The organism is Gordonia aichiensis NBRC 108223, from assembly GCF_000332975.1.
Classification (GTDB): domain Bacteria; phylum Actinomycetota; class Actinomycetes; order Mycobacteriales; family Mycobacteriaceae; genus Gordonia; species Gordonia aichiensis.
Map to the genome: position 1 here is coordinate 570,828 of NZ_BANR01000003.1, position 16,075 is coordinate 586,902.

Below are 16,075 nucleotides of genomic sequence, written 5' to 3' on the forward strand. Positions count from 1 at the left end.
TCAGAAATAGTGTCTGACCTGCCCTTTGTGTTGTGGAGCTAAGGGGACTCGAACCCCTGACCCCCACACTGCCAGTGTGGTGCGCTACCAGCTGCGCCATAGCCCCGTATTCATGAATGCGCGCTCGCCGTTTCCGTGCCAAGCGCAATGGCGAAACTACACCATCCTTGTGGACGGAACCAAATTCGGTCGGTAACCCCGGAGGCCGGAGCAGCGCTCCGGCTCACGGAACGGATCCGGCCCGGCGGCGTGCGGGGTCGGGGACCCGTGGCCTCGACATCAGACAGGGTGTCTGCGCTGCACGTATGCGGCGCAGACACCCTACTCGTGATCTGGGTCGAGACGGCGCACCTCAGTGCGCAGCTTCGAAAGCTTCGAGGACGTTGAGCGGAATGCGGCCGCGATCGCTCACTTCGAAACCGTTCTTGGTTGCCCACGCACGGATTGCCTGCGTCTGCTCTTTGCTCCGGCCTCCGCCTGTGTTCTGCGCGACACGCTTTGCGCCCCGTGATCCGCTCGCACGAGAGACTGAAATGTATTTCGCCAGGCCGTCGCGGAACTGCTGGGCGTGCTTCGACGATGTGTCGAACTCGTAGTTCTTGCCGTCGAGGCTCCAGCGCACGGTTTCGTACTCATCGAGCACCTTGCCGTCGACGTCGTCGATGACCTGAACGATTTCCTTCTTTGCCATTTTCCCTCCGAGTTGCTTTGTGGACGTGTGCGGTCGCAACCGACTCCAGGTTGCTGCAATAGAACGCTGGTGTTGCGGTGGACGGTCACCACACTCGGCTCGACTATCGCGTGATCGCCTGTCCGGTGCAGAAGTATATGCATTCTTTATACACCTTGGGTTTGACTGTTCGGAATCAGCATTGGCCTCGACGCCGCATGTCGAGTGGCGACCGGGGTTCGCGCATCGAAATGCGGTTTGTATCACTACCGACGATTGCGGATCAAAGAATGTGAGCTTCAGTTCGTCGGAGGTGTGCTGAGGCCTTCGTCGGGCTGATCAGAGGTCGTTGTCGTGACTGTCTCGGACTCGATTCCGGCCCGATTCGAAAGTGTCGCAGGGGCCTTGTCTGCAGCATTGAGAGGGGCGAAACCCTTTGTGCTGAGCGAGAATCCGGATTGCGAGTCCGATTGCAGACAGTAGATTCCAGGGGTGTCTATGAGGCAGGAGAATCGTCCGACAGAAATGGTGGTGCCGTAGTCGACGATTGCGCTGCGATATAAAACCGGATGCTCATTCTGGCACCCACCCTGCTGTGCGCGGTCGGCCGTCAGGACCACGAGATCCTCAGCCCACGCACAGGAACGCGGCGTGCGCGCCGGGCGTGGCGCCGATGATTGGTGGTCATTCGCGCGACATGTCAGAGCGCGGCGGGAAGCGTCGACGTTGATCTCGGTAGAGCAACTCACGTCTCTGCTCGGGGTGGTGAAGTGAAAACCCGACGTCTCGACAACCGGCCCACGCGGGGTCGTCGAACCCTGGTGATATCGAGAATTGTCTGCGCGAGGGGCCGTAGCTATCGCGCGGCCGATTGTCCCGCTCGGCAGAAACGTTGCTGTTCGGCTCTGTGTCGCGATTGTCGTCGACGACGTCGGATAATCAGATTCCGTCGACAACTGATCGGTGGGCGGCAGGACGATCGATGACGGTGTGGTGTTGGTATCCAGGCCGCACGCGCTGAGGACAACACCGAGAAGTGCTGCCGCCATGAATGCGGGAACCGCCAGAAAGCGCGCGCGGCGTCGACCGTACCCTTGCACTGTGTCGACCCCCAAGATCGTGTTGTTCTACGTCTTCACGCCACTCCCGGATCCCGAGGCAATACGCCTGTGGCAGCTAGCCGTGTGCGAATCGCTCGATCTTCGCGGAAGGATCATCGTTTCCCCGCACGGTATCAATGGCACGGTCGGCGGCGAACTCGACAGCGTCAAACGCTACGTCAGGAGACTGCGCGAGTACCCGGCATTCCGCGATGTCGACATCAAATGGTCCGAAGGCCTCGGCGACGACTTCCCGAAACTCGTCGTTCGCGTGAGACCGGAAATCGTCACGTTCGGTGCGCCGGACGAGCTCGACGTCGACGTCAACGGTGTCGTCGGTGGCGGTGAGCGGCTCGACCCCGACGGCGTTCATCGCCTGGTCGCAGAGCGTGGCGACGACGTCGTCTTCTTTGACGGACGCAATCGGATCGAGGCCGAGATCGGACGTTTCGCGGGCGCAGTCGTGCCCGAGGTCGGAGCCACGCGCGACTTCGTCCCGCTCCTCGACAGCGGGGCGTTCGATCACCTCAAGGATCGCCCGGTCGTCACCTACTGCACGGGCGGGGTGCGCTGCGAGGTGCTGTCGATGCTGATGCGCAAGCGCGGTTTCTCCGAGGTCTATCAACTCGACGGCGGCATCGTCCGCTACGGCGAACAGTTCGGCGACGACGGTCTGTGGGAGGGCTCGCTGTATGTCTTCGACAAGCGGATGACCGTCGACTTCTCCGACGACGCCGCGGTACTCGGTCGATGTGGCGAGTGTGGACGGCCGACGAGCAACGTCGACAACTACCCGGATCGGCAGGGACGCGAGCTGGCGGTGATCTGCCCCGACTGCTTCGACGGACTCGCCGACACTCGCGGATGAACTCACAGCCGGTGCCCGTGGTCGTCCTCGCCGGCTTTCTCGGCGCGGGTAAGACGACCGTGCTCAATCACCTGCTGCGGTCCGGCGGTGGGGGCGACGGGGGAGCGGTAGGCAGAGCGCGACTCGGCGTGCTCGTCAACGATTTCGGTGCCATCAACATCGACGCACTGCTTGTGGCCGGCCAGGCCGACGGCGCGGTGACGCTCTCCAACGGCTGCATGTGCTGCTCTGTCGATCGGGACGGTCTCGACGAGGCGCTCGTCGCGCTTGCACGACCGGAGGCCGGACTCGATGCGATCGTGATCGAAGCGAGTGGCATCGCGGAACCGAAAGCGCTTGTCCGACTCGTCGCAGGACTCGACGACCCCGCGATGCGGTACGGCGGCCTCGTATACGTGGTCGATGCCGCAGGCTTCGGGGCCTTGCGCGAGCGACACCCCGACGTCGACGCGCACCTGGCGATCGCCGATCTCGTCGTGGTCAACAAGCGTGATCTCGTCGAAGAACACGAGCTCGCACACCTGCTTGCCGCGGTGCGCGCGGTGAACCCTTCGGCACCGACGGTCGCCGTGGCCGAGGGTCGGATCGACCCGGGACTGCTGTTCGATCGACTCGAGCGAGACGTCGGGGATGACTCCGCGCCGCGTCAGCTCACTCTCGACGAGCTGCTGATCGCCGACACCGACTCCGGGTGCGATGACCACGGGTCACACGTGCACCTGCACGACGCCTACCAATCCGTCGAGGTCGAGACATCTGACGGCGTCGATCCTCGACGTCTCGCTGCTCTCCTGCACGAGCCTCCGGTCGGGTGCTATCGGATCAAGGGAGTCGTACGGTTCGATCTGCCCGGGTATCCCGAGCGGTACGTCGTGCATGCTGTCGGCGGGTTCGTCCGCGTGGTCCGCGAGGGGTGGTCGGCAGAAGTACCCCACACCGCAATCGTTGCCATCGGGTCGGAGATGGACCCCGTTGCGGCGCGGCAAGCGCTCGAGAGCGTCCTGGCCACTGCGGAGACGCCAGACGACGAGTACGGCATCCTGCACATCACCCGGTATCTGCACGAGCCGAGCTGACCGAGCGCGCCTCGCCGGTTGCACGAACGTCACAGGTCCCTAACGAATCCCGTCATGCCAGGTCATCGATTTCCGCATTGCGCGTTCGGCTGCTTAGCTGTTAAAGCTGTGACTGTTGTGACTAGTGTTGCGTCTTGGAAGGAGTGAGGTGCGCTCGGCAGAAGCCGAATGCGCGCCCGAAACCGTGATGACCCAGAAACGACACCTGCGGACCCGTGTGTCTGCTGCTGCCGCCGCGCTCGCATTTGCGGCCACCGCAACCGTCACCGTCGCGACGGGGACAGGAACCGCGACGGCTGCTCCCGCTGCGCCGTCGGCAACCGGCACCGCCCTTGCGGGTAAGACGGTGTTTCTCGATCCCGGACATCAGGGGGGCTCCGCAGGCCACAGCCTGTCGGCACAGGTCCCCGACGGCCGCGGAGGCAAGAAGGACTGCCAGACGACCGGTGCCACCGGCGTCAACGGTGCGGCTGAGCACACGGTGAACTGGCAGATCTCGCAGCTGGTCAAGGCCGGCCTGGAAAGTCAGGGCGCGCGGGTCGTCTTGAGCAGGCCCGATGACACCGGTTGGGGCGGTTGCGTCGACGAACGCGCTGCTGCCGCGAGCCGATCGGGTGCTGCGGTTGCCGTCAGTCTGCACGCGGACTCGACGACGGCCGGCGCTGATGCGACGAAGAAGGGCTTTCACATGATCGTGCCCTCGCTGCCGCTGCCCGACGCCAAGGCGAATGCGGTGCAGGGTGGTGAGGGTCGCAAGGCGTCGAACGTCATGCGCGACGCCTTCGTCAAGGCCGGTTTCGCGTCGGCGAACTATGCGGGCGTGGTCAACGGAATCCAGACGCGATCCGACATCGCCGCGGTCAATCTGACAACTGTGCCCGCCGTGTTCATCGAGATGGGCAACCTGTCGAACCCGAGCGAGGCTGCCGCACTCGCCGGACGCGACGGCCAGTTGAAGTACGCGATGGCGATCACCAACGGCATCCTCAACTACGCGCATCCGGGTGCTGCGGCGCCGTCGGTCGACACGCTCAACAAGCCGCCCGCCACACCGCCGTCGAGTTCTCCCAGTTCTGACGGCGGGCTGTCGCTGGTCATCCCGTTCGTTCAGCAGCTGTTGAAGTCCGGCGACCCGAAGGAGATCACGCAGCTGCTGCTCTCCGAGGGGCCCGACGTGTCCGCACAGGTGCTCAACGCGATGCTCGACGTGATCTACGGGCTCTTCGACGGCAAACTGCCCGTCGGGTGAGGCCGTACCGGCCGTTCCCTGATCGTCCGGTAGCCACTCGCCGCCGTGGGTCGCCAGCTACTGTTGGAAACCATGGGTATCCGTGATCTCGTCGTCATGAAGACGCCGGTGCCGTCGCTGCGCGGTCGCAAGGTGCTGATCACCGGCGCGGCAAGTGGGATCGGCCGGGCGACGGCGGAAGCCGCAGCGGCCGAGGGCGCCGAGTTGGTCCTGACCGATCTGCATTCCGAGCCGCTCGACGAGGTGGTTGCCTCGATCACCGGGACCGGCGGCACCGTGCTGTTCCACCTCGCCGGCGACGTCTCCGATTACGAGTGGGTGTCCGCGTTCGCCCGTCAGGTCGACGCCGAGGTCGGCGTGATGGATGTGGTGATGAACATCGCGGGCATCTCGGTGTGGGGCACCGTGGAGAACCTGCAGCACAAGCACTGGCGGTCGATGGTCGACGTCAACCTCATGGGTCCTATCCACATCATCGAATCCTTTGTGCCGCAGATGGTTCGACGCGGCCACGGCGGTCACCTGGTGAATGTGTCGTCAGCCGCAGGGCTTCTCGCACTTCCGTGGCATGCGGCCTACAGCGCCAGCAAGTTCGGCATCCGGGGCGTTTCGGAGGTTCTCAGATATGACCTGCGTCGCCACGGTATCGGTGTCTCACTCGTGTGCCCCGGTGCTGTCGCCACGCCACTCGTCAACACGGTGAGCATCGTCGGCGTCGATCGGGATGATCCGCGAATTGCCAAGGCCATCAGTCAATTTCACCGTGTGTCCGTCCCGCCGGAGACGGCGGCGGCCAAGATCCTCGCCGGTGTGCGAAAGAACAAATTCATGGTCTACACCTCCTTCGACACACGATTCGGATTCTGGTGGGCGCGCAAGTTCGCGTTGCCGTACGAGATCGTCATGCGAGTGGCCAACAATCGTTTCGATCATCTCGCACGGGTGGCGGGTAGCACACTCGAGACGCGGTCGGCGCAGAACGTTCAGTCGGGGACCGCAGCGGACCGCGGGTGAACGACTCCTTCGTCAAAACCGCTGGCCCGGAAACTGATCCGGACTTCTTCGCGGCCGAAGCGGCATCGTTGCGGTGGCTGTCGGCAGGGGGTGCTCGCGTCGTCGAGGTGATCTCGGTGTCGGCGGACAGAATCGAATCGCAGCGTGTGACGACAACACGCCCAACCGTGGCGGCGGCCGAGGCCTTCGGCGACATGCTCGCCCGTACCCACGACGCGGGAGCCGACGCATTCGGCTCTCTACCAGACGGTTACGACGGCAGGCAGTTCATCGGGAAGCTGCCGCTGCCGACCGTGATGCTCGACCGCTGGGGTGAGTTCTATGCGTCGGCGCGCGTCCTGCCATTCCTCGAGGCAGGGATCGCCGCAGGCAACGTCAGCGCGCGCGACGCAGAGCTCACGCGCGATGCCTGCGATCTGATCGCCTCCGGGAAGTTCGACGACGGCGCGTCACCGGCTCGGTTGCACGGCGACCTGTGGGGCGGAAACGTCATGTGGACACCCGAGGGTGCAGTGCTCATCGATCCGGCCGCCCACGGGGGACACCGCGAAACCGACCTCGCGATGCTCGCGCTGTTCGGATGCCCTCACCTCGACAGCATCGTCGACGGTTATCAGCGGCGGCACCCGTTGACCGACGGCTTCAGGCAACGAATCCCCATGCATCAACTACACCCGCTCGCGGTGCACTCGGTACGACATGGACCCGGCTACGGTGTCGCGCTCGGCGACGCCGCACGGAAGACGTTGGAGCTCGCGGGAGGTGGCGGATGATGTCGACGCCTGGCCAGGGCGACTTCGATCCGTCGGTTCTGATCGTCTCGGCGACCCGAGCGGAGGCGCGGTATGTGCCGTCGGGCGCGCGATTGCTGATCACCGGTATCGGCAAAATGCGCGCCACAGCGGCACTGACGCGGATGCTCGCCGACCCGTCGGCGCCGCCCACACGGCTCATCGTGAATATCGGTACCGCGGGTGCGCTGCACGATCATCACGCCGGATTGTTCCTGCCGTCGGTGGTCGTCGAACACGACATCAGCGCCGCTGAACTTCGCGCGATGGGCTACCCGCTCATCGACCGGTGGGAGATCGCCGGTGGCGACGGCTCGGTCCTCGCCTCCGGGGACACATTCGTCGCCGACCCGGTGCGCCGCTCGAGTCTGGCCCAGCACGCCGACCTGGTGGACATGGAAGGCTGCGCCATCGCGTACGTGGCTGCCGCATTCGACGTCGAGTGTCGACTGGTGAAAGTGGTCAGCGACGGCGCCGACGAACAGGCGATGGACTGGCCGTCGCTGGTCGACGATGCGGCTCGACTACTCGGTGGCTGGCTCGTCGACGGAGTTCACTGAACCGCGTTCTGCACTGGATTCTCAGCGCTGATTGCGGGCGCGGGTGGTCTGGTAAACGGCCGAACCGTTCGATCGCGTCGCGGGCTCGTACCGGTCGAGATCTGCTGCCGGCTGGGCGTGAGCCGATGGGGCACCGTCGAGTTGCTCGCCCGCCGCGCTGCGCTGGACCTGTCCCGCCGTGGCACGCGGGCGTTGATTCTGCGACGACGCACTCCTCGGCGGACGCGGGCGTTGGGCATCCTCACGCCCGGGGCGTTCGCGGTCGTCGGGTGCGGGGCGCTCGCGGGCCTGATCCCGCCTGCCGCGGGTCTGGTCAGTTCTGTCTCCCGCAGATCGCTCACCGGCGGCTCGTTCACCAGCGGTTCGACGCCGCGGACGCGCATCGCTGGTCGGTGCTGCGGTCGCGGGCGCCGTGCGACTGCGAGGCGTCGCGTTGGGTTGCGACCGGGCAGACGGGGATGCGGTGGACTGGGACGCGGCGGAATCGCCGGAACGCTGTGGAGAACGCGACCGCTTCGGCTCGCCCGACTGCGGGCTGTGCTGCGACTTACGCTTCGACGCGGGCGCGTCCCCGCGCGGCGAATCACCGCCCCGCGAACTCTTGCTCTGCGCACTTCGGCGCTGCGAATTGCTGCTCTCAGGACGCGGGGCGTCGGAACTCCGGGCACGAGAACGTCGCGATTCGGGGCTTCGTGCGGCCGCACCCTTCGCCCTGTCACCCTTCGCCTCGTCGTTCTTCGACGGCGGGTTCTTGAACGTGTGCTGAGTTCGGGCCGTGCGGCTGCGACGCGTCGGTGCGGGCGAATCGGTCGGAGTCTGGTGGCGCGTGATGTACCACCGGCCCACTCCGAGCGCGAGCGTGACGAGGAAGGTGACGAGGATCCACGGGAAATCGTTGGCGATCGGTAGCAGAACCTTGAAGATCAGGCTCTTGAGGCCCGACGCCTCGTCGGCGTTGAGGCCATACAGGGTGATGACACCCACACCGAAAGCGATCAGCGGAGGTTGGGCTACGGCGGTGAACAGTGCCCGTCTGCGCACCGTGAGGACTGCGACGACGCAGCCGACGAGGTAGAAGAAATTGAAGACCGCACCGAGGCCGTCGCTCTGGTTGGCGTCGATGATCGCCCCGACGGCGGTGAACACCGCGGCCACCACAACAGCGCCCCACCAGGGGATACCCCGGACGTTGGGCAGTACCGACTGTTGGTCGACGGGCACCGCGGAGCGGCTTCGCTGCGGGAAAGGCACTCCTAGACGGTACCGGGTGATCCGCAGATTTCCCTCAACCAGATGGCGATGTTGCGTGCGCGTCTGGTTCGTCGGGTGTTGACGAATCGGGCTCTGACGACGAGACGGGCGTTCCGGGCGTCGAGCGGACGCCGATGTCGACGGAGCCGGGCTGCGTCGTCTCGGCGGAGATTCCGAGCGATTCCAGCGATGCCAGTTTGCGCGCGGTGACCCCGACTCGGGTATCGACCGCGCCCAGCGTTGAGTTGAACGACTCCACCGCCCGGCGCAGCGACACACCCATCTTGTCCAGGTGTCCGAGGACAGAGCCGAGGCGGTGGTGAAGCTCGACGCCCAGCTCGCGGATCACAGCGGCGTCGGCCGCGAGTGCGTCGTGGCGCCACCCCAACGCGACTGTGCGCAACAGGGCCACGAGGCTCGTCGGTGTCGTCACCACGACGTTTCGCGCGAAGCCGAACTCGATGAGGCCCGGGTCGGCGCGCACCGCGGCGTCGAGGATGGTGTCGCCGGGCACGAACAACACGACCATCTCCGGGGTGTTCGCGAACGCGGTCCAGTACGACTTCGACGCGAGCTGCGTGATGTGCGAACGGACCGCGCGTGCGTGGTCGTTCAGATGCGCTTCCTGCTTGTCCGGGTCCGTGCAGTCAGCGGCCGCCAGGTAGGCGTGCAGCGGGACCTTCGCGTCCACGACGATCTCGCGTTGACCTGCCAGATGGATCACCATGTCGGGACGAACCTGCCCCGCGAGATCCGACTCGGCCGACACCTGCGTGCTGAAGTCGCAGTGCTCGCTCATGCCGGCCAACTCGACGACCCGCTCGAGCTGTAGCTCGCCCCAGCGGCCCCTGATGTGCGGAGTGTGCAGCGCGTTGGCCAGTGCGCGGGTCTCGGTGGAGAGCTGCTGCGAGGCGATGTGCATGCCGCGCACCTGCTCGGTGAGGCCCGAGTACGCACTGATCCGACTGCGCTCGACCCTGCGCAGTTCCTCCGACAGTTGGCCGAGTACGCCGCGTAACGGCTCGACGATGTGGTTGACCTGCGTCCCGATGGCCGTCGACTGTCTGCGTGCGGCGTCCTCGCTGGCCGCTGAGAGCGATCGCGCTGCGAGTTCCTGGGAACTGCGCAGTGCGTCCGCCTCAGTGCGCGCGGCCGCCACCGCGGCGGAGGAGCGTGACGCGTTGGCCAACCAACCCAGCACGGCACCGATCAACAGACCCACGAACAAGGCGGCGGTGACGGACAACATGGCCTCGATCGTGCTACGAGGCACCGACAAACTCGTGTCGCCCCAGGTCAGCGTCCCGTTCGTGTCAGTAGGTCGGGGTCCCGCCGTCTTCGTAGGTCAGCAACCACTGCTTGAGCGCTGCGCCGTAGCGGAACCCGGCGATGGTGCCGTTCTGGCGAAGCACGCGATGGCAGGGGACGAACAGGGTCACGGCATTGCGTGCGCACGCCGCGGCGGTGGCGCGAATCGCCGTCGGGTGTCCGGCAGCGTCCGCGAGTGTCGCAAAGGTCAGCGGGTGACCGGCGGCGATCTGCCGCAGCGCGCCCCACACCGCCTCCACGTACGGGCCCGATCGCTGCCGTACGGGCACCGAGTCGATCGCCCCGAGGTCGCCGGCGAAATAGGCGTTGACCGCGTCGCTCACGGTTGTGAGCTCGGAGGACCATTGCGACGACGACGGACGCAGCGTCGGATGAACTCCCGGAAGCAATGCCGCCGCGTCGTCGGTCCAGCCGGACGCGAGCACCGCGCCGGTGTCGTCGACGACGGCGGTGAACGGTCCGGTGGGCGTGGCGACGGTGACGTGCGCGGCGGTTGCGTCCGGCGCAGCGTGTGTGCGCGGCTCGGTATCTGCGGTCACAGCGGTATCAACCGCGGACCTCTTGTCGGTGTCGGTGGTGCTCACGGTGCTCCTCTGGTGTGCCGGTACAGGACTGCTCCGACACACGACCCCGACAGGTCAGCAGACCGTGCCGAGCTGCGGCCCGAGCCGATGGCGCCACAGATACATCGATGCATAGGAGCGCCACGGTGCCCACCCCTGAGTCGCGGCGAGGTCAACGCCGAGATCGGCTGCCGCGTGCCGCACCACGAGGTCGTGGTGGAGCAGGGTGTCAGGGTCGCCGGTGACGACCATGGTCACGTAGTCGGCCGTCCAGGCGCCGACTCCCCGCAAACCCAGGAGACGAGCACGCAACTCAGACGCATCGACCCCCGGGTGGAGTTCCACTGAATTCTCGGCGAGGGCCAACGCCGCGGCGACCACGGATTCGACGCGTGTACGCGGCCCGCGCAGTACCGATCTCCCGTTCTCGGCGATCGCGGTCGCCGTCGGAAAGGCACGATGGGGCCCGTCACTCCATCCGGTCCGTTCGCCGAGAGCAGCCACCAACTCGCCGACGTGATGACGCGCCGCGCGCACGCTGATCTGCTGACCCATCATCGTGCGGATCAGCGCTTCCGTCGGGTCCGGCGATCCGGGCAGACGAATGCCCGGCCTCGCGTCGACGAGCGTCGCGAGTATGGGGTCGGCGCGGAGCACGGTGTCGGCTGCGTCGGCGTCGGCGTCGAGATCGAGAAGTCTGCGCACGCGCGCTACCGCCGCACCGAGATCCCGGGTGTCGAGGTGTGCGAGGCGGACCCGGATGAATCCGCCACGCCGATCGGACTCGGGGCCGGGCGAGAGCCGGAGAAGGGCGTGCCCGTGGGGCAGTGAGAGGACACGCGAGAACGTCCAGGCGCCCGAGGGATTCCCGGTGAATTCCTCCAGCGAGTCGACGGCATGGGCGCCCAACAGCGTCGCGGGCCACGACGCGTCGAACGGATCGCGGTACGGGAGCCGCAAGGAGATGCCTCCGGCGTCGGAGAACCGGCCCACCTCGGCGTCGGGGTGACCGCCGCCGCGGAGTGCCCGCAGACGCGTCGGCGTCAGTCCGAAGACGTCGCGGATGGTGTCGTTGAACTGCCGCACGCTCGAGAAACCCGCGGCGAACGCGACGTCGGCCATCGGCATCGACGTCCGCTGGATGAGCGTGCATGCGTTTGTCGCGCGGTGCGCACGGGCGAGAGCGAGTGGGCCTGCCCCGAGCTCTGCTGTCAGCACTCGGTTGAGATGGCGGACGGAGTAGCCGAGCGCCGCGGCGAGGCCGTCGACACCGCTGCGCTCCACCAGGCCGTCGGAGATCAGTCGCATCGCACGTGTGCCGAGGTCGGCGTCGGAGTTCCATCTCGGTGAGCCGGGAACTGCGTCCGGGGCGCAGCGTCGGCACGCGCGAAAACCCCGCACCTGGGCCGCCGCCGCGGTGGGTACAAACGAGACGTTCGCGGGACGCGGTGTCGGAGCGGGACACGACGGTCGGCAGTAGATGCCCGTCGTATGCACGGTGACATAAAACTGGCCGTCGAATCGGCGATCACGCGCCGACAGCGCGCGATAGCAGGAGTCGAACCCGAGGTCAGAGGCGATTACCGGGGCGTTCACACGTTCACTGTGGCACAGTCGTCCGGGTCGACTCTGGCGGAAATCGGCCATTGCTACCGGCGCGTAGCAATACGCTCAAAACGTGACGCAGATTACATTTCGGTGGCACCATGTTGCGCATGGGCACACCGTTCGGAGGTTTCCGACATCGAGGTCGCAACCGTGAACTCCCGCTCGCGGAGTATCCCGAGTGGGGCCTGGACATCCTGCGAGGACTGTACGGCTCCGACACGGTCGACAGTGTCCTGGCGGAGCAGGCTTCTACGCCACCGAAGTGGTTCGACGATGATCTCGGCGGCCAGAACGGCACGCGGCCGGTGGGCGGGGGACAGGGCAGTGCACTCGGTGGCCGAACGGAGATCCGACGCGTCAACGATCCCGAGTCGGATCGCGATGGCTCAGTACGGTCGGCCGACAGCGCCCACGACGATTCGGTACCGCCGGAGATTCTGACCCCGATGCTTGCCGAGATCGAAGCGATCAACGCGTTACTGCGCTGGCTCAAACGAACGTTCGCACGACACTGACGCGCCGAGCGCCTTTCGCGCGAGAGTGCCCGCTCGTGTGAGGATCGTCGCGTGACTGCTTCGTCAGATGGCATGCCCGCTGAGGCTGCTTCCGCGTCCGCTGCGCCCGAGCCGCACCCCGCAGGGGCAGAGAGCAGCCCTACAAAGACGTATCCGACGCGGATGTCGGTGGTTCGTGAGGGTCTGCGGGAGTCTGCGATCGTCGCACTGCAGTCGGTGCTCGTCGTGGCGGCGGTGTGGGTGCTGCTGTGGGTCGTCGGCAAGCTGTGGGTGGTGCTGCTGCCGGTGCTGCTGGCGATCATCGTCTGCACCGTGCTCTGGCCACCGGTCGGGTGGCTGCGTCGCAAAGGCGTTCCGCCTGCGGCGGCGGCGCTGCTCATGATGGTGATCGCGATCGGCGTCGTCGCAGCGGTCATCGCCCTCATCGTTCCCTCGGTGGTCAGGCAGGCTCCTGAGCTGGCTGCGCGCGCCACCGACGGTCTGCGGCGACTGCAGGACTGGGCGCAGGGGCCGCCATTGAATATCCGCGATGAGCAGATCGACAATGCTGTCCACGCCATCGTCGACAAGCTGCAGTCGAGCTCTGCGACGATCGCCTCGGGCGTGTTCAGCGGTGTCGGGACGGCGACGTCGCTGTTGGTCACGCTGTTCACCCTGATCGTGCTGGTCTTTTTCTTCCTCAAGGACGGGCCGAAGTTCACGCCGTGGATCGATCGAACCGTCGGGCATCCGTCTGCCACGCACATCAGCGAGGTGCTGCGCCGAATGTGGAGCACGCTCGGCGGATTCATCCGTACTCAGGCCATCGTCAGTCTCGTGGACGCCACCTTCATCGGAATCGGTCTGTTCATCCTGCAGGTGCCGCTGGCCGGGGTTCTCATGGTGATCACCTTCATGGGCGGCTTCATCCCGATCGTCGGCGCGTTCGTCGCCGGAGCGCTCGCTGTTTTGATCGCGCTCGTGTCGAACGGTCTGACCACTGCTCTCATCGTGCTCGCCATCATCATCGGTGTTCAGCAGCTCGAGGGGAACGTGCTGCAGCCGTGGCTACAGGCCAAGTCGATGAACCTGCACGCTGTCATCGTGCTGCTGGCGGTGACACTCGGCGGTTCGATCTTCGGCATCACCGGCGCGTTTCTCGCGGTCCCCGCTGCGGCCACGTTCACCGTCGTGCTGCGGTATCTGAACGAACAGATTGCCAAGCGAGCAGGCGAGACGATTCCGCCCGAGGGCGCTCCCGTGACCGAGAACGTCGGAGTGCCCGACGACAAGGAGCCTCCCGACGCCGGAGATGGCGACGACAACGACGCCGACGCGTCACCGTAGACTGGACACCCGTGAGTCTCACCCTCGGCATCGTCGGACTTCCCAACGTCGGCAAGTCCACCCTCTTCAATGCACTGACCCGCAACGACGTCCTCGCAGCGAACTATCCGTTCGCCACGATCGAGCCCAACGTCGGAGTGGTGGAGCTGCCCGACAAGCGCCTCGAGCGCCTCGCCGAGATCTTCGGTAGCGAGCGCATCCTGCCCGCCACCGTGTCGTTCGTCGACATCGCGGGCATCGTCAAGGGCGCCTCCGAGGGCGAGGGCATGGGTAACCAGTTCCTCGCCAACATCCGCGAGGCCGACGCCATCTGTCAGGTCGTTCGCGTGTTCGCCGACGACGACGTGGTGCATGTGGATGGCCGCGTCGACCCGCTCGCCGACATCGAGGTCATCGAAACCGAGCTCATCCTCGCCGACATGCAGACGCTCGAGAAGGCCATCCCGCGGCTGGAGAAGGAAGCCCGCAAGAACAAGGACCAGGCCGAGGTGCTCGACGCCGCGAAGAAGGCCCAGGCGGTCCTCGACTCGGGCAAAACCCTGTTCTCGCAGAAGGATTCGTTCGATCTGGCGTCGGTACGCGAACTGCACCTGATGACGGCCAAGCCGTTCCTCTATGTGTTCAACGCCGACGAGTCGATCCTCACCGACGACGCCCGCAAGGCCGAGCTCGAGGCCGCCATCGCTCCCACCGACGCGGTGTTCCTCGACGCCAAGGTCGAGAGTGAACTGCTTGAACTCGACGAGGCCGACGCCCAGGAACTGCTCGACTCCATCGGGCAGGACGAGCCGGGCCTCCGTTCACTGGCACGGGCCGGATTCCACACGCTCGGCCTGCAGACGTACCTCACCGCGGGCCCGAAAGAGTCGCGCGCGTGGACGATTCACCAGGGCGACACCGCACCCAAGGCGGCAGGCGTCATCCACACGGACTTCGAAAAGGGCTTCATCAAAGCCGAGATCGTGTCGTTCGACGACCTCGACGCCGCCGGCTCGATGCAGGCCGCCAAGGCCGCGGGCAAGGTCCGCATGGAGGGCAAGGACTACGTCATGCACGACGGGGACGTCGTCGAATTCAGGTTCAACGTGTAATTACCTGGTCTGACCTGCATATACATCGCACATCACCGGGGTCCTGCGCGACGTGTCGTGCAGGACCCCGGTGCTTCTGCGAGGAGCGGTCACCACTTACAGTTGCCATTGTGGTCACTGCGTCGACACTCATCGAGACAGGGCCCGGCGTCCCGGAGACCGACTACGGTGGACGAGCCCCCGGGGCGGTCGGCGCGGCGGTTCGGGCCGCGGTGCCGGGCCAGCAGGGGCGGGGGACCGTGCAGCCAGAGTTCTGGCACGACCCACGCTTTCTCGAGGTCGAGTCGCGGCGGTCGTGCAGGGAGAACTCCTGCTATAGGTTGCATACGCACGATCGCTTCGCGATCGGGATCATCGACGAGGGCACGAGCGAATTCGTTGGGCGATCCGCAACTCCCGTGATGCTCGAGGCTGGCGACGTCGTGCTCATCCCGGCGGGGCACCTGCACCGGTGCAACCCGGTCGGCGGGCGGTGGGTGTATCAGATGATGCTTCTCGACGAAGACTGGCTGCGCACTCGGATCTGGCCGCGCGACGCCTCGTTCGATGGGACGATCCAGGTTCATCGAGATGGCGACGCGCGTCGCCTCTTCTCTGACGCGAATGGGCTGCTCTACGACGCGCCCGACGACCTCTCGGCGTTCCGTCGGCTCCTGTGCCGAGCCTTCTCCAGGCTGACGACGCCGGAGCTTCTCGAGCCTCGGCCCTCCGCGATGATCGCGACCGATCTGCAGCCGGTGCTCGAGGTGCTCGCCGAGCAGGTCGAGGATCCGCGGCTGGATGACCTCGCCGGGCTGGTCGGGATGAACCGCTTCCAGCTGATCCGCGCCGTCAGGTCGGCCACGGGCCTCACCCCGATCGCGTGGCGCAACAACGCGCGCGTCGTGCGGGCCCGAGCCATGCTGCGCGGCGGTGAGCCCATCGCATCCGTCGCGCACGCGCTGGGCTTCTCGGATCAGAGCCACCTCCACCGAGTATTCCGGCAGTACGTCGCGGCGACGCCCGGAAGCTATCGAGGCTGACGCAATTTCGTCCAAGACGCGCGGCGCATCGCGGCGCGAGGG

General features: G+C 66.1%; 15 protein-coding genes and 1 tRNA gene. 10 read left to right on the forward strand and 6 right to left on the reverse strand.

Annotation, left to right across the window (positions count from 1 at the left end):
* Positions 1-33: 33 nt before the first annotated feature.
* Positions 34-106, reverse strand: a tRNA-Ala gene (locus tag GOACH_RS04045).
* A 246-nt stretch (positions 107-352) separates the two neighbouring features.
* On the reverse strand, positions 353-691 hold the full coding sequence (locus GOACH_RS04050; RefSeq protein ID WP_005170920.1) for a histone-like nucleoid-structuring protein Lsr2: 339 nt from the start codon (positions 689-691) through the stop codon (positions 353-355).
* A gap of 1,080 nt (positions 692-1,771) precedes the next feature.
* Between GOACH_RS04050 and trhO the strand changes: the two genes are divergently transcribed.
* The 6 genes from trhO (at position 1,772) to GOACH_RS04085 (ending at position 7,328) form a co-directional block, all read left to right on the forward strand.
* Positions 1,772-2,638: an oxygen-dependent tRNA uridine(34) hydroxylase TrhO gene (gene trhO / locus GOACH_RS04060; RefSeq protein WP_005170925.1), complete on the forward strand. Its 867-nt coding sequence runs from the start codon at positions 1,772-1,774 to the stop codon at positions 2,636-2,638.
* Positions 2,635-3,714: a CobW family GTP-binding protein gene (locus GOACH_RS04065; RefSeq protein ID WP_005170928.1), complete on the forward strand. Its 1,080-nt coding sequence runs from the start codon at positions 2,635-2,637 to the stop codon at positions 3,712-3,714. The genes trhO and GOACH_RS04065 overlap by 4 nt, the downstream gene beginning before the upstream one ends.
* 187 nt (positions 3,715-3,901) lie before the next feature.
* A complete protein-coding gene (locus tag GOACH_RS04070; protein WP_040517711.1) occupies positions 3,902-4,963 on the forward strand; it encodes an N-acetylmuramoyl-L-alanine amidase in 1,062 nt (353 codons plus the stop codon).
* A 72-nt stretch (positions 4,964-5,035) separates the two neighbouring features.
* Entirely contained in the window at positions 5,036-5,977 is a 942-nt protein-coding gene (locus tag GOACH_RS04075; RefSeq protein ID WP_040517712.1) for an SDR family oxidoreductase, read from the forward strand.
* Positions 5,974-6,750 (forward strand): fructosamine kinase family protein, encoded by a 777-nt coding sequence (locus GOACH_RS04080; protein ID WP_005170942.1) that lies wholly within the window; start codon positions 5,974-5,976, stop codon positions 6,748-6,750. The genes GOACH_RS04075 and GOACH_RS04080 overlap by 4 nt, the downstream gene beginning before the upstream one ends.
* Entirely contained in the window at positions 6,750-7,328 is a 579-nt protein-coding gene (locus tag GOACH_RS04085; protein ID WP_005170945.1) for a nucleosidase, read from the forward strand. The genes GOACH_RS04080 and GOACH_RS04085 overlap by 1 nt, the downstream gene beginning before the upstream one ends.
* Positions 7,329-7,349: 21 nt before the next feature.
* Here the strand turns inward: GOACH_RS04085 and GOACH_RS04090 are convergent, their stop codons facing one another.
* From GOACH_RS04090 to GOACH_RS04105, 4 genes are all read right to left on the reverse strand, one after another.
* On the reverse strand, positions 7,350-8,579 hold the full coding sequence (locus GOACH_RS04090) for a DUF6542 domain-containing protein (protein WP_245551799.1): 1,230 nt from the start codon (positions 8,577-8,579) through the stop codon (positions 7,350-7,352).
* 34 nt (positions 8,580-8,613) lie between these two features.
* Positions 8,614-9,828, reverse strand: a complete 1,215-nt coding sequence (locus GOACH_RS04095; RefSeq protein WP_005170950.1) for a DNA recombination protein RmuC — start codon at positions 9,826-9,828, stop codon at positions 8,614-8,616.
* 64 nt (positions 9,829-9,892) lie between these two features.
* Positions 9,893-10,492 (reverse strand): methylated-DNA--[protein]-cysteine S-methyltransferase, encoded by a 600-nt coding sequence (locus GOACH_RS04100; RefSeq protein WP_005170953.1) that lies wholly within the window; start codon positions 10,490-10,492, stop codon positions 9,893-9,895.
* 54 nt (positions 10,493-10,546) lie between these two features.
* The gene (locus tag GOACH_RS04105; RefSeq protein WP_005170956.1) at positions 10,547-12,118 is read right to left on the reverse strand and encodes a DNA-3-methyladenine glycosylase 2 family protein; all 1,572 of its coding nucleotides are present in this window, start codon (positions 12,116-12,118) and stop codon (positions 10,547-10,549) included.
* A 68-nt stretch (positions 12,119-12,186) separates the two neighbouring features.
* On the opposite strand from GOACH_RS04105, the gene GOACH_RS04110 reads away from it, so the two are divergent.
* The 4 genes from GOACH_RS04110 to GOACH_RS04125 all read left to right on the forward strand — a co-directional run bounded on the left by GOACH_RS04110 (position 12,187) and on the right by GOACH_RS04125 (position 16,033).
* Positions 12,187-12,594, forward strand: coding sequence for a hypothetical protein (locus GOACH_RS04110; protein WP_040517586.1), 408 nt, complete (start codon positions 12,187-12,189; stop codon positions 12,592-12,594).
* Between the two features lie 51 nt (positions 12,595-12,645).
* A complete protein-coding gene (locus tag GOACH_RS04115) occupies positions 12,646-13,920 on the forward strand; it encodes an AI-2E family transporter (RefSeq protein ID WP_040517588.1) in 1,275 nt (424 codons plus the stop codon).
* A gap of 11 nt (positions 13,921-13,931) precedes the next feature.
* Complete coding sequence (ychF, locus tag GOACH_RS04120) at positions 13,932-15,011, forward strand: redox-regulated ATPase YchF (protein ID WP_005170963.1); 1,080 nt, start codon at positions 13,932-13,934, stop codon at positions 15,009-15,011.
* Between the two features lie 110 nt (positions 15,012-15,121).
* A complete protein-coding gene (locus GOACH_RS04125; protein WP_005170965.1) occupies positions 15,122-16,033 on the forward strand; it encodes a helix-turn-helix transcriptional regulator in 912 nt (303 codons plus the stop codon).
* The last annotated feature ends 42 nt before the right edge of the window (positions 16,034-16,075 follow it).